Raw genomic sequence first — 25,333 nt, forward strand, 5'->3', positions numbered from 1 at the left:
GTCAGGCGGTGCAGTGTGGCGAAAGCGCGTACCGTATTCGTCTGCCAGCAGTGCGGTTCACAGCAGTCGCGCTGGATGGGCAGATGCCCCGATTGTGGAACATGGGACAGCCTGGTTGAACAGACCGAGCGACGAGATGTGACGCCGCGCAGTCGCAGCGCTGTTCCAGGTATGCAGAGCCGTCCGGTGGGTCTGCGCGATGTCGCCATCGGCGGCTTTGTGCGACTGCCGGTGCTGGGGAGTGAGTTTGCCGGGGTGTTGGGCGGCGGTCTGGTACCCGGCAGCGTGGTGTTGATCGGCGGTGAACCGGGGATTGGCAAGAGCAGCCTGTTGCTTCAGGCGGCTGCCCATTTTGCGGAGCATGTCGGTCCGGCGCTCTACGTCTCAGCAGAAGAGTCGGTGCAGCAGATCAAACTGCGCGCAGCGCGCATGGGGTTGGAACCGGAACACCTGCTGGTCTACTCCGAAACGAACCTGAACGTCATTCTTGATCAGATTGCAGCGCTCAAACCGCACCTGGTAGTGGTCGATTCGATCCAGACGGTGTACCTGGACGAGATCGGTTCCGCCGCCGGCAGCGTCAGTCAGGTGCGCGAAGGGGCATTGCGCCTGCTGCGGCTCGCCAAAGATCACGCCATTCCCATGTTTCTGGTCGGTCACGTGACCAAAGAAGGAACCATCGCCGGACCGCGCGTGCTGGAACATATTGTCGATGTGGTGCTGTATCTCGAAGGAGATCGCTTCCATCAGTACCGCTTGCTGCGCGGCGTCAAGAATCGCTTCGGCTCGACCGACGAGGTCGGCGTGTTCGAGATGACTGCGCAGGGGTTATGCGAAGTGCCCAATCCCTCGCAGGCATTTCTCTCGGAGCGCACCGCCGATGCGCCTGGATCGGCAGTGGCAGTGACAATGGAAGGAACGCGCCCGATCCTGGTTGAAGTCCAGGCGCTGACCGCCAGCAGCGCCAGCGCTCAGCCGCGCCGTACTGCCAACGGATTCGATATGAACCGGTTGCTCATGCTGGTGGCAGTGCTGACCAAACGTGTCGGGTTGCCTTTGTTCAATCAGGATGTTTATGTTAACATTGTAGGTGGTCTGCGCATCGATGAACCAGCCGTCGATCTGGCAGTTGCGGTCGCTATTGCGTCGTCGTTCCGCAACCAGCGCGTGCACCCGGACCTTGCCATGGTTGGCGAAGTCGGGCTGGCGGGGGAGTTACGCAGCGCGGGGCAGCTGGAACGACGCCTGATGGAAGCGTCGGGACTCGGTTTCACCCGCGCGCTCTGCCCGGAAACGACCCATCCGCCCCGGGTGGATGGTCTTGGCGTCGTGATGGCGCGCGCACTCGCCGATGCCATCGAGATTGCGCTGCACAACCCCGGCGTGCGGCACGGGTCGGCGTGTGGCGCTCCTGACGCCGGTTCACAAACCGCGGCGCCAGATTCTGTATCTGGCGATCAGTGACATGGTAGTCTCTTCTGGTGGCATTCACATTCATGAAAATCAGTCTCAATTTTCTGGTTCGTCTGGCAGGGATGTTCGGATTAGGGTACCTGGGTTTTCGCATTGGTATCGCGTTATCGGGCGAACCGCCAACTGAAATCGAAATACTGGCGACCCAATTGCTGACGCTGGCAGGAGCAGGATTGGGACTGTTGACCACCCATCGCTGGACGGTCGAACCGGTGCGCGATCTGGTCCGCCATATGCGCAGCGTGTCGATAGCCGAGTTGACGGCGCTGGTCTTTGGTGCGCTGGTTGGTCTCATCTTCGCCGTCCTCCTGTCTGTTCCGCTGGCGCAACTGCCGCCGCCGTTCGGTCAGTTTGCGCCGATCATCGTTGCCGGGGCGCTGGCATATCTCGGCGCCCTGATCTTCTCCAGTCGCAAAAAGGACATTGCCGATCTCCTGCTTGCATCGCGGCGCGGAACGTTCTCCTGGTCGCAGCAGGTTGGCGATGCGATCCAGCCACAGCGGCGCTACCTGGTCGATACGTCTGCGATTGTCGATGGGCGCATTGCAGCCGTGGCGCAGACCGGCTTCATCGAGGGGACGCTCCTGGTGCCCAATTTTGTGCTGCACGAACTGCAATCGCTGGCGGACTCAGCCGACGAACTGCGTCGGATGAAGGGGCGTCGTGGTCTTGAAATCTTGAACACGATGCAAAAACAGATGCACAACACGGTCGAGGTGTTGAACGTCGAGGTGCCGGGAACGATGGGGGTAGACGAGAAACTGGTCATTCTGGCGCGCCAGTATCGTTGCCCGGTGATCACGAACGACCATAATCTGGGGCGGGTCGCCGAACTCCAGGGGGTCAAAGTCCTGAGTCTGAACCAGCTCGCCGATGCCGTGCGCCCACCCGTCATCCCCGGTCAGGACCTGCGGGTGACGATTCGGGACATCGGGCGCGAGCGCGAGCAGGGCATCTCCTTCCTGGAAGATGGCACGATGGTGGTGGTGGAAGATGCACGACGCCTGATCGGGCGCGAAGTAGACACGATTGTGACGCGCGTGTATCAGACGCAGACCGGTCGGATCGTGTTCGCGCAGTTGCGCCTGGAACAGGTGGCGAAGGGGTGAGGGGATCTGCGCGAAGGAAATTCAAGTCTGCGCGAAAACTTCAGAAAAAAGATGGATGCCATCTGCCGGATCAATCGGTAGAATAGTCATGACGCGCGCAAATCCGTGTCATTCAAGGGCATAAAGATGAGCCAGAGCCACTATTATGGCGCCCGCTGGGTTCGTGCCGATTTTCACTTGCATTCGCCTGGTGCGTACTCCTTTCGTTTTCCCGACGGTCTTTCTCAAAAGGATCGCAATGAACTGATCCGTCGCTACGTGGATCAGTTACAGGCGCAAGGCATCGAAATCGCCGCAATCACCGATTATCAGCACGTTCGGGTGGAGTGGTTCGTTCCCATTCGGGACGCAGCGGCACACAAAGGGATTTACATCTATCCCGGCGTGGAACTCTCGTTTGGCGGGGGAGTGGCGGGGAAGCATGGCTTGCATGTGCTGGCTATCTTCCCCTACCAGGCCAATCCGGAGTCCATCAACCGCGCTATTGACAAACTGCTAGACGATGATACCACCGAATTACTCCTGGACGATGGCAGACACCGCGACCTGAAGCCGCAAGCGCCGATCCGGGAGTGTTTGCCCAGATTGCGCCAGGAGCAGGATTGTCTGTTCATCTTTGCCCATCCTCACGATAGTCATGGTCTCTTCAAAACCTATAGCCCGGTCGAAGCAGCAGACGTGCTCAGATCCCTGTCACCGGAGGCCATCGAATCGTTCGACGAGGACGACCGTCAGCGCCTGCACAGCACCGGCAAGGTGACGTTGGAATATCTGCGAACGATCGCCGGGATCGAGAATAGTGACAACCATAGCATTGCAGAGATTGGCACAAAAGCGCACGATGGTCGGCTGCGCCGCACATACCTTAAGCTCAGCGCCCCGGACGACCTGCGCGCTATTCGCCTGGCGCTGCGCGATAACGCCCTGCTGGTGCGTGTGGGTGATCCGCCTGCGCCAGACTATACCCGTCTCCTGCGTCTGACCGTCGAAGGGAGCGGCTTCCTGGGCGGCGTGGATCTGACGTTCAGCCCTGAACTCAACGTACTGGTCGGTGGACGTGGTGTGGGCAAGTCGGCTATTCTGGAGACAGTGCGGTTTGTGCTGGACCTGGAAGCCTTTTCCCCTACCGAATATCGGGAAAGGCTGGTGGAGCATGCCCTGGGCAGCGGGGGCAAAGCCATCCTGACCCTGTGCCAGGCGGTTCGTCCTGGCGTAGAACGAGAATTTCGGATCGAGCGCGTGTTGGGCGAAGCGCCGCGCGTTTTTGAAGGCGAACGGGCAGTGCAACTTTTACCGCGCGAAGTCCTGGGAGAACGCGAAATCCCGCTCTTCTTCGGTCAGCGTGAGATGTACGAGGTCACTCAGGTGCCTGCGTTGCGTCGTCGCCTGTTGGATGCGATCATTGGCCGCGAATCCGATCAACAACGACGCCAGGTCAAAAAACTCGAAGAGGAAGCGCGGCGCAATATGCGCGCCATCCTGGAGCGTCAGGAACGGCTGGCGCAACGGGAGGACCTGGAAAAGCGCTGGCAGGAAATCGAACATCAGGTGGCGCTCTATCGGCAGTACGGCATTGCGCAAAAATTGCAGGAGGCCACGGCGCTGACCCGCGATGCGGAGCGGCTCAGGCAAGCCCGCGAGCAGTTTGATCAGGCGCGAAGTGACTGGCACGAGTTCCGGCAACGTCTGTCTGAACGATGGGCGAGCGCTCTATCGAGGTTAGGGCAGGCCGGGAGCGCGCAGGCAGCCCTGCTTCAGGAAGCCGCCAGGTTGGTGCGCCACCTGCGAGAGACGCTTGACGGCTCCCTGCAACAGGGTGAAACAAGCCTTCAGCAGGCGCTGACCGAGTTTGACCGCTTGCTGGAACGCTGGGAGCAGGAACGACGGCCGCTCGATGAAGCAATCCAGCGTCTCAAGCAGGAACTGGGAATGCAATTGCCAGACCCTGATGTTCTCATCCGTCTGACACAGGAGCAGGAGACCCTCCGCCCTCAGCTGGATCTGCTCAGGCGAGAGGAGGCAGCCATCGTCGCGTTGCAGCAAGAGCGGCGGCAGAAACTGGGCGACCTGCGCGAACAGCGTCGGCAGGTGTTCCAGTTGCGGCAGAAGCAAGCCGAAGCTATCTCGCAGGCGCTCAGGGACCGCGTGACCGTCCAGGTGAAGTGCCGAAGTCAGCGCAAAGACTTCGCCGAAGCGCTGATCGCTTTCTTCAGCGGCTCCGGGCTGGATAAGGAAACCTTGCATCGGGTGGCCGAGAGAGCGACGGACGGCTTGGAGCTGGCTGAATGGATTCGGCAGGGCGAAGAGAGCCTGGTCAACGAAGCCAACCTAACCCTCTCCCGCGCCCGGCAGATGATCCGCTTTGTCGAACAGAGTCCGCCGAGAATCTACGACCTGGAACTGCTGACGCCAGAAGATGAAGTCGAAGTCGCACTCAGGGTGAATGAAACGTGGCTCCCGCTCGAGAAACTCTCAGCCGGGCAGCGGGCTGCCGCTATGCTGCTCATCCTGCTCACCCGGCACGATCGTCTCCTGCTGGCAGACCAGCCGGAAGACGATCTGGACAATCGTTTCATCTTCGATGATGTGGTACCGCTCCTGCGCGAGCAAAAGGGGCGGCGCCAGATTATCGTCGCCACGCACAATCCGAACATCCCTGTTCTGGGTCACGCTGAGTTGGTCGTGGCTCTGGAAGCCCGTGATGACCGGGCATCCCCACGGGTGCAGGGCGCGATTGATCGCCACGACGTGCAGGACATTGTTCGCAACATCATGGAGGGCGGCGATGAGGCGTTCCGGCGACGTGCCGAAAAGTACGGGGTAAACCTGGAGGGCGGGAGGACGTAAGTATGGATATGTGGGAACTCCAACGGCGGATTGCGCGCTGGGAAGATATACATACTGAGTTCAAAGAGCAGGATGTCCATACCGATGACATTGCTGCGGCGTTGGTGGCTTTTGCCAACACCGATGGCGGACAGTTGATCTTCGGCATCAATCAAAACCGGGCCATTATCGGCGTTGATGACCCTGATCGCCTGATGCAGCGCGTTGATCAGATTGCCTGGAACAACTGCGAGCCGCCGCTCACCGTCCTGCAAGAAACCATTCGCAGCGAGGAAGGCCGCGTCGTGGTGGTTGTCAACATCCCTAAAGGGGATCAGCGCCCCTATCGTACCATCAGAGGCGACTACTTCATACGCACCACCTCGGGACGCCGACGGGCTTCCCGGCAAGAACTGCTCCGCCTGTTTCAATCGACGGAGAGTCTCTATTACGATGAGACCGTGGTCTGGCGCGCCACGTTACGCGATCTGGACGAACAGCGTTTTGCCGATTTCTTCCGGCGGTCCTATAACCGCGAGATCACGTCAGAGCAAGAAACAGAGCGCCTGATGAAAAACATGCGCTTGCTGGAAGAACGTGAGGGCGCATGGCGTCCCACACTGGCGGGCCTGCTCTGCTTCGGACGAGAGCCGCAGCGATTTCTGCCGTATGCGCAGATCAGCGCTGCCCGCATCCCCGGTGAGACGCTGGCGCTGGCGCCTTCCGATGCCAGGACGATCGGCGGCACGTTGTTCGACATGCTGGAAGATGCCGCCCGCTTTCTGCGGATTCATCTGCGCCGCCCGCACGTCATCCAGGGATTTGAGCCTGAAGAACGCCCGGAGATCCCCGAAGAAGCCTTGCGCGAGTTGCTGGTCAACGCGCTGGTGCATCGCGATTACACCGTCACTTCTCCGATTCGCGTCTTGATCTTCGATGATCGCATCGAAATCCGCACACCGGGCAACCTGCCCAACACAGTTACGATCGAGGCAATTCTTCTGGGCGCTGCGCATGTTTTGCGCAATCCCATCATCTACACCATGTTCAGTCGCGCCGGACTGGTCACTCACCTCGGCAGCGGCGTGTTGCGCGCCAGACAACTCATTGAGCAGGACGCGCGCGCCACACTGCGCCTGGAAGTTGTGGCGAACGAGTTCGTGGTTTCTGTTTCCCGTCCCGAAATGTGGCATGGACCGGGCGGACAGCAATAGGACAGCCCGGAACCCGCCTGGCACCAATCCCGTACCATCCCTGCAATAACGGAGAACCACGCGCCCCCTGGGTGCGCGGGCGTCCCGCCCGCATACGCGCAATCCTGCGCGTGCCAGGAGCGCGGGCGTCTCGCCCGCATACGCGCAATCCTGAGCGTCCCTGGGTGCGCGGGCGTCCCCGCCCGCATACGCGCAATCCTGAGCGTCCCTGGGTGCGCGGGCGTCTCGCCCGCATACGCGCAATCCTGAGCGTCCCTGGGGGCGCGGGCGTCCCGAACCGAGAACCAAGAACCAGGAACCGAGAACCACATGCCCCCTGGGTGCGCGGGCGTCCCCGCCCGCATACGCGCAATCCTGAGCGTCCCTGGGTGCGCGGGCGTCCCGAACCGAGAACCAGGAACCAGGAACCGAGAACCACATGCATCCTGGGTGCGCGGGCGTCCCGCCCGCATACGCGCAATCCTGCGCGTCCCTGGGTGCGCGGGCGTCCCGAACCGAGAACCAGGAACCAGGAACCGAGAACCACATGCATCCTGGGTGCGCGGGCGTCCCGAACCGAGAACCAGGAACCAGGAACCGAGAACCACATGCATCCTGGGTGCGCGGGCCGTCCCGCCCGCATGCGGAGACTGCGGGCTGATGGAGATTGAGCACTCAATCCGGTATGCGCTTTTGCTGTGGGGCTGATGGAGGTTGAGAAATAAATCCGCTATACGCCTCTTGCCGTCGGGCTAAAGCCCTCGGCTAGGCAAGGCGAAGCCCGCCTGCGCGGGCTGTAGCGGATTATTTACTCAAAGACCATAAGCCCTCGCTGAGCACGTGGAAGCCCCTGCGGGGCTACGGCGGAGAGTGTCCCTGGGTGCGCGGGCGTCCCGCCCGCATGTGTGCAGCCCCAGCGTTTAAAGTTCTGCCTTTGCTGTAGTATCATGACCGTCAACGAGAGCCAGGCGCAAGCGTGCTGAGCGACGATGATCCCACCGGAACTGCACCAGGCCCTGCAACGACTGCACGACGGAACCGATACCCCTGCCGATCTTGAGGCAGTGCGGGCTGCATTGCAGACGCGCCTGATTACGCTGGCGCCCGCCACCCGCACGGTGACGGTCGGCGGCAACTCCGAGGGCACGGTCATCGTGACCGGCGATGGCAACACCGTCCAGGTGTTGCACGGCGCTGCCGCTGAAAAATTACGCCAGATCGAGATCGATGATCTCACCGAACGCTACCTGCGCGCCGTCGCCGACGACTGGCAGTACCTGACCATCACCACGCGCGGCGACGATCGCCGGTTGCCGCTGGAGGGGGTCTTTTTCATGCTCCAGGCTCGTCCGCGCCCGCAACCGCGGCCAACCGACCCGCCATTGCCGGACATCGAATCGACGGAGCAGCGGCTGGCGGATGCGGGAGACCTCGATCCACGCGATATGCTTCGCACCGCCGATCAGGAGAATGACCGGCTTTCAGGCGCCCCCAAAACCGCCGAGCCGCCCCCACCCGTGCCGCTTGATACGGTGATGCAGACCGACGAGCACCTGGCGATCCTGGGTGAACCGGGCGCTGGCAAGTCAACCGCGCTGCAATTCATCGGTCTGTGTTACGCCCGCGCTGCTACGAGTCAGGCGGTTGAACAGTTGACGATCAAGCGCCCTGCCATTCCCATCCTGCTGCGCTTGCAGGTCAGCGCGTCTACCATTGTCCGATCCACGCTTCGCACTGCCCTGCGCGCCGAGATTCAAAGCAGGTTGCAGTGTCAGGATGAGGACGCCAACCGACTGTTCGACGCCTGGCGCCAGTCGCCCGGTCTGATCATCCTGCTCGATGGGCTGGACGAGGTGCCGGCGGAGGTGCGCCAGTTGGTGCGTGAGCGGATCGAGCGGGCCGCCCGCAGCGGGATCGGTCGGGTCATCCTGACCTCGCGCCCGGCCGGGTTTCTCACCCTGGGCGGGTTGCAGGAATACACGCTCAAACCCTTCGCAGATACCAGGCAGGAAGCGTTGCCCTACCTGAAGGGATGGCTGCGGGCGCTGAAGCCCGAATGGCAGGCGCAGGTTGAGGAGAAAGCACAATCCCTGATCGAGCAGATGCAGGCAAGCGCCGCCCTGCGCCGCCTGCTCAACAACCCGCTGCTGCTGCGCCTGAGCGCCCAGCACTACGCCGCAACCGGCGCGATCGCCCGCAGTCGCGCCGACCTGTACCGGCAGTGGGTGGAGGAAGCCTGGCAGCGCGCCCGGCAGCGTGGCGCAGCGGAGCAGGACAAACAACAGTATCTGGCGGCACTGCAAGCGCTGGCATGGCACATGCACACCGGCGGCGACAGCAGTGCAACCGCTCTGCAAGCCGCGCTACGCAACGCGGGCCTGGCCCCCAATGACCATGCCGCTGCTGACCTGCTACACCGCCTGCGCGAACAGACCGGGCTGCTAGCGCGGCTGAGCGAGGTGGACAGCGACCGCTACCTCTTCATCTTCAGTCACCTGACCCTGCGCGAATACCTGGTCGCTACCCGCCTGTACAACGCCTGGCAGCAGAACGCACGCCGCACCTGGCGCTTCCTGAACCTGCGGTTGCATCTGACTGAATGGCGCGAACCGCTCGCGCTGCTGGCAGGGTTGCTCGACGAAGCCGACGCCGGACACCTGCTGACCTGGATCGTGCGTGCTCGCTCGCCGGAGGAACAGTATCTGCACCGCGACCTGCTGCTGGCGGCTGAGCTGGCGATTGAGAGTGGGTATGCGCAGGTGATAGGAGTGATGCTGGTACCGCGATTGCTGCAGGTGCTGCGTGGTCGGCAGGTAGGGTATAGCGTGCGCGAGTCGGCAGTGGAAGCATTGGGACGGATCGGCGATGCAGAAGCCGTGCCGGGGCTGCTGGAAGCGCTGCACGATGCGGATGCAGATGTACGCTGGGCGGCTGCGGCAGCGTTGGAGCGGATCGGGGATGCGGCCGCCGTGCCGGGGCTGCTGGAAGCGCTGCACGATGCGGATGCAGATGTACGCTGGGCGGCTGCGGCAGCGTTGGAGCGGATCGGGGATGCGGCCGCCGTGCCGGGGCTACTGGCAGCGCTGCGCGATGCGAATGCGGGTGTGCGCCGAGCAGCGGCGGAAATGTTGGGGCAGATCGGGGATGCGGCGGCAGTGCCAGGGCTGCTGCACGCGCTGCGCGATGCAGAGGCGAGGGTGCGCAAAGCGGCGGCGAAGGCGTTGGGGCAGATCGGGGATGCAACAGCCGTGCCGGGGCTGCTGCACGCGCTGGGCGACACAGCGTGGTTGGTGCGCGCAGCGGCTGCGGAAGCGTTGGGGCGGATCGGTGCTCCAGCTGTGCCGGGGCTGCTGCAAGCGCTGGGCAACGCGAATGCGAATGTACGCCAGGCGGCGGCGGAAGCGTTGGGGCAGATCGGCGATGCAACAGCCGTGCCGGGGCTGCTGCACGCGCTGGGCGACGCGAATGCGGATGTACGCAAGGAGGCAGCACGGGCGTTGGGGCAGATCGGCGATGCAGCAGTGGCGCTGGGGCTGCTGGCAGCGCTGCGCGATGCGGAATGGTCGGTGCGCCGGGCGGCGGCGGCGGCGTTGAAGCAGATCGGCACACCAGCCGTGCCGGGGCTGCTGGCAGCGCTGGGCGATGCGAATGCGGACGTGCGCCGGGCGGCAGCGTGGGCGTTGGGGCAGATCGGTAATGCGGCAGCCGTGCCGGGGCTGCTGGCAGCGCTGGGCGATGCGGATGCGGACGTGCGCCAGGCGGCGGCGGCGGCGTTGGGAGAGATCGGCGATGCGGCTGCCGTGCCGGGGCTGCTGGCAGCGCTGGGCGATGCGGATGCGGACGTGCGCCGGGCGGCGGCGGCGTTGGGAGAGATCGGCGATGCGGCTGCCGTGCCGGGGCTGCTGGCAGCGCTGGGCGATGCGGATGAGGACGTGCGCGAAGCGGCGGCGGCGGCGTTGGGACAGATTGGCGATGCGGCTGCCGTGCCGGGGCTGCTGGCAGCGCTGCGCGATGCGTATGGGTGGGTGCGCTGGGCGGCGGCTAAGGCGTTGGGGGAGATCGGCGCACCAGCCGTGCCGGGGCTGCTGGCAGCGCTGGGCGATGCGGATGCGGACGTGCGCCGGGCGGCGGCGTGGGCGTTGGGGCAGATCGGCGATGCAACAGCCGTGCCGGGGCTGCTGCACGCGCTGGGCGACGCGAATGCGGATGTACGCAAGGAGGCAGCACGGGCGTTGGGGCAGATCGGCGATGCAGCAGTGGCGCTGGGGCTGCTGCAAGCACTGCGCGATGCGGATGCAGATACGTGCCGGATGGTGGCGCGGGCGTTGGGGCAAATCGGTGACAAAGCAGCCGTACCGGGGCTGCTGCGGGCGCTGCGCGATGCGCGTGTGGGAGTGCGCGCAGCAGCGGCAGCGGCGTTGGGGCAGATCGGCGATGTGGCAGCCGTGCCGGGGCTGCTGCAAGCACTGCGCGATGCGGATGCAGATACGTGCCGGATGGTGGCGCGGGCGTTGGGGCAAATCGGTGACAAAGTAGCGGTGCCGGGGCTGCTGCGCGCGCTGTGCGATGCGCGTGTGGGGGTACGCGTAGCAGCGGCGGAGGCGTTGGGGCAGATTGGTGATGCGGCAGCCGTGCCGGGGTTGCTGGCAGCGCTGCGCGATGCGGATAAGTTAGTGCGCGAGACGACGGCGGCGGCGTTGGGGCGGATTGGCGCACCGGCAGTGCCGGGGCTGCTGCGCGCGCTGGTCGACGATGATGCGGATGTGCGCGAGTCGGCGGCGAAGGCATTAGGGCAAATTGGCACTCCAGCCGTGCCAGGTCTGCTGCACGCGCTGGGCGACACAGCGTGGTGGGTGCGCGCAGTGGCGGCGGCGGCGTTGCGAAACCTGCTCCCGAATGCTCCTCCGCACGACCGCAAGGAACGCCGTGTCTGGCAGGAGGCAATGGCTGCGATGCAGCGCACAGCCCTGCAACGAGGCGAATACGATCTCCTCACCGCTATCCTGGAGCGACGGGCGGCCTGGCAGGCGGCGCTCGATCCATGGCAAGACCCGCTGCAACCACTGCCGGTACCCGTCTGGCAGCGATGGGTGCTGCGGATCGGTCGGGGCGGGCTGGTGGTGCTGCTGGCGGGTCTGGTCGGGGTAGTGACGGTGGCGCTGGCCGGTGTCGGTGATGCGGTGATGGCGGCGGTGTTGCCCGTCCTTCAGGTGCAGCCGTGGTGGGTGTCTGTCGGGCTGGTGTTTGGGCTGGGGGCGCTGGCGACGCTGCTGGGCTGGCTGGTGGATGCAGTGCGCAAAGCGTAGCCGTGGCGATGGTCAACGTGGCTAAGCGATGCTGTCATAATCCTTGTGCATCGGATGGTCTCACGCGGAGTAACTGTGTTGCTTGTCAAGGGGCGCTCGTATGCACAGCCGGATCCCAGGGCTTTTGCTGACGCAATATTGCGCCGAGAATAGTCAGCAGCTTGCGCATCGCAGCGACGATGGCGACCTTGCGCGGCTTGCCAGCTTGACACAGGCGCTGATCGAAGGCGCGCCTGACCAGACGGCGCCGCGTGGCCGCCAGGGTCGCCATGTACAACACGCTGCGCACATCCCTCCTGCCGCCGGAGATATGCCGGGGTTTGTGCTGTGCGCCGCTCTGATTGGCATACGGCGCAACGCCCACAACGGCCGCCGCTTCCGTGCGCTTGATGGTCCCCAGTTCGGGCAGGCGGAGCAGCAGGTTCAGTGCGGTGATCGCGCCGATGCCGGGCACGCTGTCGCGCAGCTCCCGTTTCCGGCGCACCTCGTCGGTGCGCTCCGCCTCGTTGTCGCGTTCCTGCTCAAGCGCACGGATCTCCTGATCCAGCCAATCAATATGCTTCTGGATGCCCGGGCGGAGGTTCGGCGCGGCAGCCGTCAACCGATTGATCTCAGCCGTCCGCATCTGAATCACCTGCTCCCGCCGGACCAGCAGGTCGCGCAAGGATGCGCGCTGCTCGTCCGTCGCTTGGTGGTGCGGCGGGCGCACCCGTTCGGCAAAGCGGGCGAGCAACCGGGCATCCAGGCGGTCGGTCTTCGCCTGGCGTCCTTCCGCGTGCGCCAGGGCGCGCACGCGGCGTGGCTGCACCCGCGCCGTCGGCAAGCCAGCCTGGAGCAGTTGGGCGAACACCATGCGCTCCAGCCCGCCGGTCGCCTCCAGCACAATCAGGGTCGGCTGCAGGCGCTGGAGTCGCGTGACCAGGAGCTGGACACCTTCGTCGGTAGACGGTATCGTCTCGCGTGGCGCGTGCGGGTCGGCGCCAAACGCCACATCCAGCGTCTGTTTGGAGACATCAATGCCGATAAAGAGCGACTCACGGGAAGCCATACACAGAACCTCCTGAGGAAAACGGCGCCAGCCTTGCTAGCATATGCGGGTTTGAGGGCCCAGATAACTGTTCGGCTTGGTCGCGTTGAAGGACACGGCTACCCAACACTCCGCGGCGATCTCGTGAACCTGGCGCAGAACGGTATACCGTGTCCCGTTAGATTATACTAGGCGCGGAGACGCGGAGGGGTGGAGCGCAGTTCTCGCAAAGGCTGGACATATTGGACAGGGTTGACACTCCTCGGACGACCGCAATCACCATTGCGCTTCCCACACAGCGACCGAAATGATGGTCTTTGAATAAATAATCCGGTATAGCCCGCGCAGGCGGGCTTCGCCTTGCATAGCCGAGGTTCAGCCCGACGGCGCGCCGTCGCCCTGAAGGGCTCGGCTACCAGGACGAAGGCCGCTGACGCGGCCTGCTGGCAAGCCCGCGCAGGCGGGCTTCGCCTTGGCTAGCCGAGGGCTTCAGCCCCACGGCTAGCGCAGTATAGCGGATTTAATTTTCAATCTCCATCAGCCCGACGGCGTGCCGTCGCCCTGAAGGGCTCGGCTAGCAGGACGAAGGCCGCTGACGCGGCCTGCTGGCAAGCCCGCGCAGGGGGGCTTCGCCTTGCATAGCCGAGGGCTTCAGCTCCACGGCTAGCGCGGGATAGCGGAATAAATTCTCAATCTCCATCAGCCCGCCGTCGCCGCACGCGGGCGGGGACGCCCGCGCACCCAGGGACGCACGTGGTTCTCGGTTCCTGGTTCTCGGTTCTTGGTTCCTGGTTCCTGGTTCTCGGTTCTTGGTTCTCGGTTCGGGACGCCCGCGCACCCAGAGACTTCAGCCCGCAGTCTCCTGGCGCGACGATCCCGCGCTGCGGTATAATCTGCCCGTGTTGGCAGGACGACGTGCATCTCCGTGTGACGTGACCGCCAGCAATCACGACCAAACAATGTTGCCGGGATGGGGCGCTTCCCATCCCCCCGATGGAGATGTTTCCATGACCCTTTCATCTTCAAATACGCATATCTCTGTTGAAGCAGGCATTCCCGGACCGCGCGCGATGGCGCTGATCGCCCGTGATCACAGGGTCTACGCTCCGTGTATGGGGCGGGTCTACCCCTTTGTGATGGAACGCGGCATCGGGTGTGAGGTGTGGGATGTCGATGGCAACCGTTACCTGGATTTCAACGCTGGCATTGCAGTCGTGTCCGCCGGGCATGCGCACCCGCGGATTGTGCGCGCCATTCAGGATCAGGCGGCGCGCTTCATCCATATGGCAGCGACCGATTTCTACAACGAGCCGATGATCACGCTCGGCGAAAAACTGGTCGCCACCATGCCGCGCGCGTATGACTGGCAGGTGTTTCTGGCGAATTCGGGCACGGAGGCGGTTGAGGCGGCGATCAAACTGGCGCGGTATGCCACCGGTCGTCAGGGGATCATCGCCTTTTTCGGCGGATTTCACGGGCGCTCCTACGGCGCACTGTCGCTGACGGCGTCGAAACTGGTGCAGCGACGCGGCTATTTCCCGCTGGTTCCCGGTACGTTCCATGCGTTCTACGCCAATCCCTACCGCCCGCCGTTCGATGTCGATCCATCACGGGTGGCGGAAGCATGCCTGGCGTACATCGAAGATACGCTGTTCCGCACGGTTGCGCCGCCACGCGACATTGCCGCCATCGTGGTCGAGCCGATCCAGGGCGAGGGCGGTTATGTCGTTCCGGCGCCGGGTTTTCTCTGCGGATTGCGTCAGTTGTGCGACCGGTACGGGATCGTGCTGATCCTGGACGAGGTGCAGAGCGGCGTGGGGCGCACCGGAACGATGTGGGCATTCGAGCAGGAGTGCCCCGCGAATGCTGCCGGCGCCTGCGTTGCCTGTGGTCGCGCTCAACCGATCGGATGCGTCCCGGATATTCTGGCGACTGCCAAAGGGTTGGGCGGCGGCGTGCCGATTGGCGCAATTGTGGCGCGGAAAGAGTTGACCGCCGTGTGGGAACCCGGTTCGCACGGGAACACCTTTGGCGGAAACGCACTGGCGTGTGCTGCGGCGAACGAAGTGCTCGATCTGGTGCAGCACGAACTGGCAGCCAATGCTGCGCGCGTCGGCGCATATCTGATGCAGGGGTTGCGCGACCTTCAGCAGCGGTACGACGTGATCGGCGATGTGCGCGGGCGCGGTTTGATGATCGGCATCGAACTCGTCAAGGATCGGGAAACGCGCGAACCGGCGCGCGCCCTGGCGCAGGGTGTGATGGAAGAAGCATTCCGGCGCGGTTTGCTGATCCTGACCTGCGGCGCATCAACGATTCGCCTCTGCCCGCCGCTGGTTCTGACCGAGGCGCAGGTTGATGAAGGATTGACCATCTTCGAGGCAGCGCTGCGCGCCTGCCTGTAGTCGATCATCCGACGGTGTATGCTGGCGGCGCCATCGGCGGCTGCGGTCGCTGACGCACTGCCAGCCACCCCCCAAGCGCTCCAAGGAGAACAGCAAAGAGCAGGTGGATCAACCCGGCGCAGAAACCGATTACCGGACCCACAAACCCGATCAGGTTGCGAATATCGTCTTCGGTCAGTCCCGAAGCGGGTTGTTGCTCCTCAACCTGCCTGATGATCTCATCGAAAAGTGCCGGATCACTCTGCGCGATCAGGATCGCAACGATCCAGAAAATGACCGACCCGATGAGCGCACCGATCCCGGAAATGCCCCCCGCCAGCGTACCGCTGCCGATCCCGGCAGTCGGACCGCTCCAGCGCACCCCGATATAGCCGGCAATTGCGCCCAGCGCCATGGTTGCGATTGGTCCGCAGCAAAAGACCCCGATCGCCGGAATGAAGGAAAAGCCAACCACGGCGATAATGCTGACCAGGGCAAAAATAAGCCCCGATTTGAGACCGCCAGACATGCTGCCTCCTCATGCGCGGTAGTGCGGTGATGTTCTCATTGTATCACGTCTCGCCGGTGTCGTGCGTGGCTGCGACCCCTTGCGCCGGTTGACACGCTCCGACCGATCCCATAGAATGCCAAAGCTCTGGAAGGTGATCTGAATGCTCATCGATGCACGCGCATGACGAATGCTCCCGCTCTTCTTTCGCTCGATGGCGTCTGGAAACTGCTGCCGGTCGACACGTTTCGTCAGGGGTTTTATCCGCCTGATGATGATACCTGGTTGGCGCAGGAGATACCGGCGCACTGGCAACAGCACCCGCTGCTGGAACGCTATGCGGGGTGTATGGTCTACCGGCGGCGGTTCACCCTGCCGGACGCGCCTGCCATCCCGCCGGATCAGTCCGCGCCGATCCGCTATTTCCTGCGCTTCAACGGCGTTTTCTATTGGGCGCAGCCGTACTTCAACGGCGTTGATCTGGGGCGCCACGAAGGGTACTTCGAGCCGTTCGAGCACGAGGTGACCGCCTGGATCGCTCCGGAGAATGACATTGTCGTCGAGGTCGAATGTCCCGATGAGGTCAATAAGTCCGGCAAGCGCCTGATCACCGGCATCTTCTCGCACTGGGACTGCATGGACCCGCTGGCGAACCCCGGCGGCATCTGGTTGCCGGTCGAACTGGTGAAGACCGGTCCAGTGCGTCTCCGTGAGGTGCTGCTTCAGACCGAGGCATCCGGCGAGTCGCTGGCGGAGTTGCGTTTTCGTGCGCTGTTCGATGCGCGCGCAGCGCGTGATGTCGTGTTGCGCTGGACGTTTGCGCCGGTCAACTTCGCTGGCGCCGTGCAGACGATTGAGCAGCGCCGCGCCCTGGCGGATGGAGCGCATGAGATCGCTGGCGTTCTGCTGCTGAACGATCCGCGTCTCTGGTGGACCCACGACATGGGTGCGCCGAACCTGTATGCGGTGACGCTCGAAGTGCTCTGCGATGGGGTAGTCTCAGATGCGCGCACCTTCCGCTTCGGCATTCGCACATTCGAACTGCACGACTGGATACCCTATCTCAACGGAACGCGCTTCTTTGTCAAGGGGAACAACTATCCGCCGACCGATGTGCGGATTGCAACCACCACACGCGAACGGTGTCTCGTAGATCTCCGCCTGGCGCGCGAGTGTCATATGAACATGCTGCGCGTCCATGGGCACATTGCGCACCCGGCGCTCTACGACGCCGCCGATGAGATGGGCGTTCTGCTCTGGCAGGATTTCCCGCTGCACTGGCTCTACCGTCGTGAAATCCTGCCCGAAGCGCGGCGTCAGGCGCGTGCCATGGTGCGCCTGCTGGGCAACCATCCATCGGTCGCACTCTGGTGCATGCACAACGAACCGGTGTACGTCGTCGATACGCGCGACGAACGCCTGATAACGCGCCTGCGCACCTATGCATCGATGTTCATCTTCAGCTGGAACCGCGATGTGATGGATAGCGAGTTGAAGCGCGTCGTCGAACGGGAAGATGGCAAACGCCCGGTCGTGCGCTCATCGAATGAGTTTCCCATACCGGGAATTCGCAAAGGAACCAGCACCCATTTCTACTACGGCTGGTACAAAATCTATGGACGCCTCGAAGAGTGGGAGCCGCTGATCCGTCGCTTCCCGCAGTTGGTGCGCTTCGTCACCGAGTTTGGCGCCCAGAGTTTCCCGAATGTCGAGAGTTGCGTCAGATTCATGGATGCCGACATCAGGCGCATCGACTGGCAGCATCTGGTTGAGCGCCACCAGTTTCAGGCGGATATCATGGCGCACTGGTACGACTGGCGCGCCGCCCGTTCGCTCGACGAACTGGTGCAGATGTCGCAGGAGTATCAAATCAAGATCAATCGCCATTATATCGACCGGTTGCGGTTGCGCAAATATCGTCCAACCGGCGGTATTATGCCGTTTATGTTTCACGATGCGAACCCGTCGGTTTCCTGGTCGATCATCGACTACTGGCGGGCGCCGAAGCGATCATATGATGCCATGCGCATGGCGTTCAGTCCCCAGTATCTCTTCACCGTGCTGGAAAAAGAGTCGATCACGGTTGGCGAAGCCCTTGATCTGCCGGTGTATATCGTCAACGACGACCACCGTGACGATGTCGTTGCCATTACCGCGCGCCTGATCGGTCCCGACGATGCAACGCTGGCGTGTGTCGAGCGTTCGTTCACGCTTCCTTCCGACTGTATGGCGATGGAAGTTGAGCGTCTGCGTCTGATCCCGCCCGATCCCGGAACGTATCGCCTGGAGCTGATCCTGCGGGGCAGCCGGGTGGAAACACTCGTCAACACCTATCTCATTCACGTTGCAAGCGCTCAGAAAGGAACCCTGTATGCTCGACAAAGCTCAAGCCATCGCTCCTGAAATCATTCGTCTGCGTCGTGAAATCCACGCGCATCCAGAGCTTGCGTTCCAGGAAGTGCGAACCGCGCAACTGGTTGTCGAAACATTGCGCGAAATCGGCGGCATCGACATTCGTACCGGCGTCGGCAAAACCGGTGTCGTGGGACAACTCGGTGACGGCAACGGACCGACGATCGGCATCCGTGCCGATATGGATGCCCTGCCGATCGATGAGGCGACCGGTTTGCCGTTTGCTTCCCGGAATCCAGGGGTGATGCACGCATGTGGTCACGATGCCCACACCGCGATCCTGCTCGGCGTGGCGCACCTGCTCCGGCAGGAGTTTGCCGCCGGCAACCTGCACGGCACCGTGCGCTTCCTTTTTCAGCCAGCCGAAGAAGCGCAGGACGACGAGGGTCTCAGCGGTGCGCCGCGCATGATCAACGACGGCGCGCTCGATGGGGTCGATCACGTGATTGCCCTGCACGTCGACTCGGGACTGCCGGTTGGGAAAATCACCATCCGTGACGGAGCGAGTTCGGCAGCGGTCGATACCTTTCGCGGGTGGATCACGGGGAGTGGCGGGCATGGCGCCTACCCGCACCTGGGCACGGATCCGCTCTGGATGCTGTTGCCGGTGATGCAGGCGTTGCACGGGATTGTTGCGCGCCGGATCAACCCGATGCACCCGGCGGTCGTCAGCCTTGGCATTGTGCGGGGCGGCACAGCGTCGAACGTTCTTCCCGCCGGGGTGTATCTGGAAGGAACATTGCGCAGTTTCGATCCGCAGGTGCGCGAGCAGTTGATCGTCGAAGTCGAACGCGCATTCGCGGTTGCACGCGCCGTAGGCGGCGATTATCGGCTGGAGATCGAGCGCGGCTATCCTGCCGGGCACAACGATGCCACCGTCAGCGAATGGATCGCCGCCACGACCGCCGATCTGATCGGCGCCGATGCAATCGACCGGAGTCGCAGCGGGATGGGGGCGGAAGATTTCGCCTATATGACCCAGAAAGCGCCTGGTGCGATGTTCATGCTCGGCGCTGCGATTGACGATGGTGTGAATCGCGGACATCACACCCCGATCTTCGACATCGATGAGCGCGCGCTGCCGATCGGCGCGGCAATTCTCGCCGAAACAGCGCGACGCTATCTGGCAGGCGAAGTGAAACGCTAGGTCTGGGAGTGCGGGCATCTCGACCGCGTGCAGCGTTGCCTGGGAGCGCGCCTGGGAGCGCGGGCATCTTGCCCGCAGGCAGCGCCGCGTGGGAGCGCGGGCATCTTGCCCGCAGGCAGCGCCACCTGGGAGCACGCCTGGGAGTGTGGGCATCTTGCCCGCAGGCAGCGCCGCGTGGGAGCGCGCCTGGGAGCGCGGGCATCTTGCCCGCAGGCAGCGTCGCCTGGGAGCGCGGGCATCTCGCCCGCAAGAAGCGGTGCGCTCGATGTACAGGCGTCTCGCCCTCATCCAGTCCGTATGCTTATGGTCTTTGAAGAAATAATCCACAATAGCCCGCGCAGGCGGGCTCCGCCCTGGATAGCCGAGGGCTCTAGCCCGACGGCAAGGGGCGCATAGCGGATTTCATGCTCAATCTTATCAGCCCGACGGCACGAGGCGCATACGAGGGGGCGCAGCAGCGCTGCACCCGTACAGGGGGCGCGGGGGCGCGGGGTGCAGCGCCCCTCATAAATAATCCGCTCTCGCCCGCACAGGCGGGCTTCACCTTGCAGAGCCAAGGGCTTATGCCGCCATAGTCCACGCAGGCGGGCTTCGCCCTGGCTAGCCGAGGGCTTATGGTCTTTGAATACATAATCCGGTATAGCCCGCGCAGGCGGGCTTTGCCTTAGCTAGCCGAGGGCTTCAGCCCCACGGCTAGTGCGGGATAGTGGATTTATTTCTCAATCTTCATCAGCCCCACGGCTAGCGCGGTAGAGCGGAATAAATGCTCAATCTCCATCAGCCCGACGGCAAGGGGTGCATACCGGATTTAATACTCAATCTTCATTAGCCCCACGGCAAGTTCGGCATAGCGGATTATTCCACCAGACAGTACCCCTCGCCGTTGTCCAGAACCCGGCGTGTAGCGGCTTACGGCTCGATCTTCGTGCCCAGAACGGCGAGGAACTTCGCAATCCAGTCGGGATGCGCAGGCCAGGCGGGCGCCGTCACCAGGTTGCCATCGACATGCGCTTTATCCGCCGGAATATCGACGTACCGACCGCCGGCGCGGTTGACATCGGGACCCACCGCCGGGTATGCTGAGCACGATTTGCCTTCGAGGACGCCAGCTGCTGCCAGCACCTGCGCACCGTGGCAGATCGCGGCAATCGGCTTGTTGGCTGCTGCGAAGTGGCGTACAATCTCCAGCACCTTCTCATTCAAACGAATGTATTCAGGCGCGCGCCCGCCGGGGATCACCAGGGCATCGTAATCCTCCGCCCGAACCTCGGCAAATGTTGCATTTAGCGTGAAGTTGTGCCCGGGTTTCTCGCTGTACGTCTGATCGCCCTCGAAATCGTGCACCGCCGTGCGCACCTTATCGCCCGCCTTCTTGTCGGGGCAGACCGCATGCACATTGTGCCCGACCGCCTGAAGCGCCTGGAACGGCACCATTACCTCGTAGTCCTCGACGTAATCGCCGACGAGCATCAGGATGTTCTTCGCCGCCATCGGGAAACTCCTTTCTGCTTCTTTGCACGATTTGCCACTTGTCTGGTTGCGTCTTGTGATGGGGACATGGGTATTATATCAAAATCTGGCGGAACGATGTGGATGGGAGGCGCTCCAACCACGTGTGCGCCACCCGTAAGGAGATGCCGGGTTCCGTGAACGAACCGTCGAGAGTTGATGTGACAATGAGCCGATCCCACCCCCGGAGCGGTGGTGCTCTGGAAGTGGGATCGTGAGCGGCAACTCAGCCGGGTAGCGAGGGTTGGCGTTGTCGATGACGGTTACGGCGTATTGCCGCCGCCGAAATCATCGAACCTGGCGTTTGCCGTCTGATGATACCAGACACCAATCCGACCGCCGCGGTTGACGAAGAAGCTGCTCGTTGAAGTCGCGCCGATGAGCACCCCGTTCTTGTACACCCGCACCGAACCATCGGCAAGGGCGCGCGCCCCAAGGGTATCGCCGTTGGCGAAGGCAACAGGAATGGTGACACGGGTTGTCCAGCTCTGGCCGGGTTGGATGCTCTCAACCACGACCTGCTGATTGACTGCATCATACGAGACGAGGATCATCCCTTTCGCATAATTGTTCGTGGCCTGCGCCTTCAGGATGAGCGTATGATGCTTACCCTGCGGATCGATAGTTGCCAGTTGCACACAGGCCGTCTGATCGGCGCCAAACGTGCGCGGCGCCCGGTTCCAGAAGATCGTTCCTGCGGTGGTGAAGGGTTGCACCTGGTTGCTCAGGATGCGGTAGGTGCTGGTTGCGCCTGTCCAGTTACTCCCAAGCCCCTTCGTTGTGTTCGCCCGATTGAAGTTGTCGAGCAACGGGCAGACCAGCGCTGGACCGACGTAGGTGTTCTGTACTGTCGCCTGAGCGGTTTGCTGCGGTGCGACGATAGCCGGTGAGCCGGTAATGTTGACGACCCAGTCACTTCCCGGCGCCTCACTCACCGTGTAGCTGCCCGGTACGAGCGGTCCAAACGTCAGCGAACCACCGCTTGTGCTCTGGCAGAAGGGGGTGGGGTAGGATGGACCGCTGATGCAGATGTTGAAGGTTGTTCCAGGGATGGGTGTCACCCCTTGCCAGTTGACCGTCTTTGTGACCTGCAACATGCCTGGACTCAGCGTGTTCGTGACCGTCGCGTTCGCCGGTTGCGTGTCAGAAACACTCACCGTGCCAGGAAGCGTGACGCTCCACGCCGGACCGGGATCGGTCTCGGTGACGATATAGTCACCGGACTGCAAATTGTTCCACGTCACAGCGCCGCCGCTGGTCGTCTGACAGTTTCCTGATGGATACGACGGACCGGTGATGCAGATCTCGAAGGTCTGGCCCGCAGCCGGCGGAGCGCCGTTCCAGTTGACGACTTTGGTAACGGTCAGATCGCCCAGTCCATCGCAGTTGGTTGTAACATCGGGCTGGAAACCAACCGCCGGATCGGTATCCGCGCCATTGCACAGCCAGGGTGTAAAATCGGTATTGCCAGCAGCCGTATCGGCGCCGGTGCTATTCGGACCGGTAGCAGCGCCCCACCAGTTCAACTCGCTGTTGCTGGTGAAGTCGTCGGTGTCACTGACCAGACCGTTGTCGTTGGCGGTAATACTGTTGAGCTGTACGGTAGCATTGACGAAGTCGCTGCTTGTGCAGTAACCTTTCCCGGTGCATTGATACAGCACTACGCCGTATTCCCAGTTTCGCACATAATTGTTCGTCGCCGTAAAATCGAGATTCATGGGTCCAAAGCCGCCATCGGCTTCGATGCCGACGCCGCCTGCTGATCCATCACTATCGAGTTCATTGTTGATAACCAGAATGGTCTTGACGTTGGTGGCAGCAGTGCTGTTCATTGCGGCAGATGCCGCATTTGGAACGGTGATGGACAGCGGGTTGCTGCTCTTCCCGAACGGCGAAGGTAATCGACCGGGGGGCGGATCATCGGCAATGATGCCCCAGAAACCGGGTGAGCCGGTGCCAGTTGCGGTGGCAAAGATCAGGTTGCCGTTGTGCGTGCCACTGCCATTAATGTGGTAGATACCCACCTGATTCTGGTTGATCGTGTTCCCTTCGGTATCGGCATTCGCATCATAGATGAGGACACCGGTAGAAACATAGGTAAAGGGGGTGTACGAATGACCGTTGATCGTGTTACCCTTTACTGTTGCCGTAGCGCCGAAGCTTACCTGCACACCGTTTTGGGCGATGAAGTTCACCGCACCCGCGCCGGTGACGGTGTTGCTCTCTATCAGCGCATTCGATCCCGTGCCGCTGATGGTGATGCCGTTCTTTTGGTAACCAAAGACAGTGTTGTTCTGGATGGTAGCGGTTCCACTGGTCGTTGAGCTTCCGACAAGAATGCCGATCCCATTCTGACAGCCGCTGATCGGGTTATCACGGATATCGCGGATAACGTTGTCGTGGATGAAGGCGTCTGCGCCATCACGCACGAAGATGCCCGCCCTGATGGTGCCGCAGCCGCCTGGTCCAGGACCGGTGATGGTAAAGCCGGTCACCTCAACATCGATGCCTGATCCTGAAATCTTGACAATTGTCGAGTCGGGGTTGGAAGCGGGCGGAATGCTCGTCGGCGCCTGAATGAAGGTGGCGGATGCGCCGCTTTCACCAACCAGTTGCAACGTCTTGGTGATCACCACCTGCTCGACATAGGTTGCTGCCTTGACCAGAACGGTATCGGTCGGTTGCGCGTTATCGACCTCATTCTGGATCACGGCGCCGATCCGTTTGGTATTTGGGAAGGTATATCCAGCCGTATATGTGTAACTTCGCACATCGAATGGAGGATAACTTCCCACCAGTGCGACAACCGCCTTGTCGTAGGTATTGGCAGACCAGTAGCTCGTCCAGTCGAACTCACCGGCGATGACGGTTCCGCGCGAGCGAATGTACTGTGTAGAGCCGCTGAAGGTATTGCCTTGAATGATCGCGCCACCAACCGGATGGACGAACCACGGAACGGTTGTTCCCGAACCGGTCAGGCTGATAGCGGGATTCGTTGAACCGTTCATTGTGAAGGTATTATTGCGGATAATACGGTTGCTTACCGAGCCGCCAACACCCGTCCCATTGTTGATCGAAATCAGCCCACCCAGATCGAACCAGTTTTCTTCGATCAGGTACGACTGAATATGAGCGATATTGTTGACGGTGTCGTACCGCCAGTCGCCGAAATACACGGCGCCGAAGCCCGGAGCGGTTACCTTCAAATGGACATCGCGCAGGGTAAAGTCATCGCCGATCACTTCGATCGTCTTGTTGTTGCCTGGCGTGTTCGGACCGATGCGCAACCCCTGAATCGTGACATTGTCGCCTTCAACAAAAATGCCGCTGTAGCCAAACGTATTCGTAGCGTTGGTGTTGACGGTGGCAAGAACGGCTGTTGCATCGGTGATCGGGGCATCGCTCGCACTAACGCCCATGATCGTCACACCGTTTTTCGCAATGAACAGACCGAACTGGTGTGGACCATTGCTGCCGAGAACAAAGCGATTCGTAGCCACCTCGTTATACGTGCCGGGGAGCACACGTACCTGACCGCCGGGCTGGACGGCATCGATAGCAGCCTGAATGGTTTTCTTTGCAGAGGTCAGCGTCTGACCGCTGTTGGCGTCATTGCCGTTAACCGCATCGACATAACAAACCGTTGTGCACTGATCGACCTCAAAATTGGCGTGCACCTCATCGCTGCCCCACTGCAACGTCACATTATCGACGAAGCCGCGGAATATGGCGCCCCAGCCGGAGCCGACGCCGACATTCACGCCGAAAACGAGCGACAGGTTATCAATATTGATCGGCGGCGGATCACCCGGTTGACCGACCGGCGAACCGGTGATCCAGTCGTTCAACGTGGCATTATAGTTTTGTACAACCCCGCTCGGAATGGATTGCCCTGAAGGGACGAACATCCAGAACTTTCCGTTCAGAATGTTCTGCGTGATCCACTGATCGGTCGGTATCGGGGCTGCCCCATTGTAAACAGGCTCCCAGATGAGGAGCGCATACTTCCCGAAGGTCGACGATGATGGGTTGGCGTCAACCACGTACAGGCGGAGGACTGGCGCGAGATGGTTTGCTGTTGTACTGCTGCTGGCGCGGTAGTACTCATAGCTGAGCGCAGTCAGTCCCGCCAGTGTGCGGCCAGAAAAATTGGCGGGATTCCAGATCTTCTCGTAATCGGCCTTGTCCTGACCAGGAGTAATGGTATTGGTGGTAAACTCCAGCGAGCCGTTGCCCGAACGTGGTTGGGCAGTGGTAATGGCGACGGTGGCGTTGGCGCGCACATTGGCCGGCGCCCAACCGTCGGGTGCACTGGGAGTGACGACAACTGCAAACGCTGCGGTGGTGGTCAGAAAAAGTAGACAGATGATGCCAGCGAACGTCCACAGCAAGCGCTGGTATCGGCGACGAAGATTCATAGCCTCTCTCCTCCTGTCGTT

The 25,333-nt window shown here is 62.2% G+C and carries 12 protein-coding genes; 8 read left to right on the forward strand and 4 right to left on the reverse strand.

Annotated features, from left to right (window positions below; all coding sequences use genetic code 11):
• The first annotated feature begins 15 nt into the window (after positions 1 to 15).
• From radA to ROSERS_RS08985, 5 genes are all read left to right on the forward strand, one after another.
• Positions 16 to 1,464 (forward strand): DNA repair protein RadA, encoded by a 1,449-nt coding sequence (radA, locus tag ROSERS_RS08965; protein ID WP_083763280.1) that lies wholly within the window; start codon positions 16 to 18, stop codon positions 1,462 to 1,464.
• A 32-nt stretch (positions 1,465 to 1,496) separates the two neighbouring features.
• The gene (locus ROSERS_RS08970; RefSeq protein WP_011956470.1) at positions 1,497 to 2,582 is read left to right on the forward strand and encodes a PIN/TRAM domain-containing protein; all 1,086 of its coding nucleotides are present in this window, start codon (positions 1,497 to 1,499) and stop codon (positions 2,580 to 2,582) included.
• Between the two features lie 126 nt (positions 2,583 to 2,708).
• Positions 2,709 to 5,429 carry a TrlF family AAA-like ATPase gene (locus tag ROSERS_RS08975; protein WP_011956471.1) on the forward strand — a complete coding sequence of 907 codons (2,721 nt, stop codon included), beginning with the start codon at positions 2,709 to 2,711 and terminating at the stop codon, positions 5,427 to 5,429.
• 2 nt (positions 5,430 to 5,431) lie between these two features.
• A complete protein-coding gene (locus ROSERS_RS08980; protein ID WP_011956472.1) occupies positions 5,432 to 6,622 on the forward strand; it encodes an RNA-binding domain-containing protein in 1,191 nt (396 codons plus the stop codon).
• A 968-nt stretch (positions 6,623 to 7,590) separates the two neighbouring features.
• Complete coding sequence (locus tag ROSERS_RS08985) at positions 7,591 to 11,907, forward strand: HEAT repeat domain-containing protein (protein ID WP_011956473.1); 4,317 nt, start codon at positions 7,591 to 7,593, stop codon at positions 11,905 to 11,907.
• Positions 11,908 to 11,992: 85 nt separating this feature from the next.
• Here the strand turns inward: ROSERS_RS08985 and ROSERS_RS08990 are convergent, their stop codons facing one another.
• Complete coding sequence (locus ROSERS_RS08990; RefSeq protein WP_011956474.1) at positions 11,993 to 12,955, reverse strand: IS110-like element ISRfsp2 family transposase; 963 nt, start codon at positions 12,953 to 12,955, stop codon at positions 11,993 to 11,995.
• Between the two features lie 986 nt (positions 12,956 to 13,941).
• On the opposite strand from ROSERS_RS08990, the gene ROSERS_RS08995 reads away from it, so the two are divergent.
• Positions 13,942 to 15,339 (forward strand): acetyl ornithine aminotransferase family protein, encoded by a 1,398-nt coding sequence (locus ROSERS_RS08995; protein ID WP_011956475.1) that lies wholly within the window; start codon positions 13,942 to 13,944, stop codon positions 15,337 to 15,339.
• Between the two features lie 4 nt (positions 15,340 to 15,343).
• Here ROSERS_RS08995 and ROSERS_RS09000 read toward each other — a convergent pair whose 3' ends face one another.
• A complete protein-coding gene (locus ROSERS_RS09000; protein WP_011956476.1) occupies positions 15,344 to 15,847 on the reverse strand; it encodes a hypothetical protein in 504 nt (167 codons plus the stop codon).
• A gap of 162 nt (positions 15,848 to 16,009) precedes the next feature.
• Between ROSERS_RS09000 and ROSERS_RS09005 the strand changes: the two genes are divergently transcribed.
• Entirely contained in the window at positions 16,010 to 18,229 is a 2,220-nt protein-coding gene (locus ROSERS_RS09005) for a glycoside hydrolase family 2 protein (RefSeq protein ID WP_011956477.1), read from the forward strand.
• Entirely contained in the window at positions 18,198 to 19,385 is a 1,188-nt protein-coding gene (locus ROSERS_RS09010; RefSeq protein WP_011956478.1) for a M20 metallopeptidase family protein, read from the forward strand. Before ROSERS_RS09005 ends, ROSERS_RS09010 begins: the two co-directional genes overlap by 32 nt.
• A 909-nt stretch (positions 19,386 to 20,294) precedes the next feature.
• Here ROSERS_RS09010 and ROSERS_RS09015 read toward each other — a convergent pair.
• Positions 20,295 to 20,876 carry a DJ-1/PfpI family protein gene (locus ROSERS_RS09015; RefSeq protein WP_011956479.1) on the reverse strand — a complete coding sequence of 194 codons (582 nt, stop codon included), beginning with the start codon at positions 20,874 to 20,876 and terminating at the stop codon, positions 20,295 to 20,297.
• A gap of 281 nt (positions 20,877 to 21,157) precedes the next feature.
• A complete protein-coding gene (locus tag ROSERS_RS26755; protein WP_011956480.1) occupies positions 21,158 to 25,312 on the reverse strand; it encodes a right-handed parallel beta-helix repeat-containing protein in 4,155 nt (1,384 codons plus the stop codon).
• Between the last annotated feature and the right edge of the window lie 21 nt (positions 25,313 to 25,333).

This window comes from Roseiflexus sp. RS-1 (assembly GCF_000016665.1).
Classification (GTDB): domain Bacteria; phylum Chloroflexota; class Chloroflexia; order Chloroflexales; family Roseiflexaceae; genus Roseiflexus.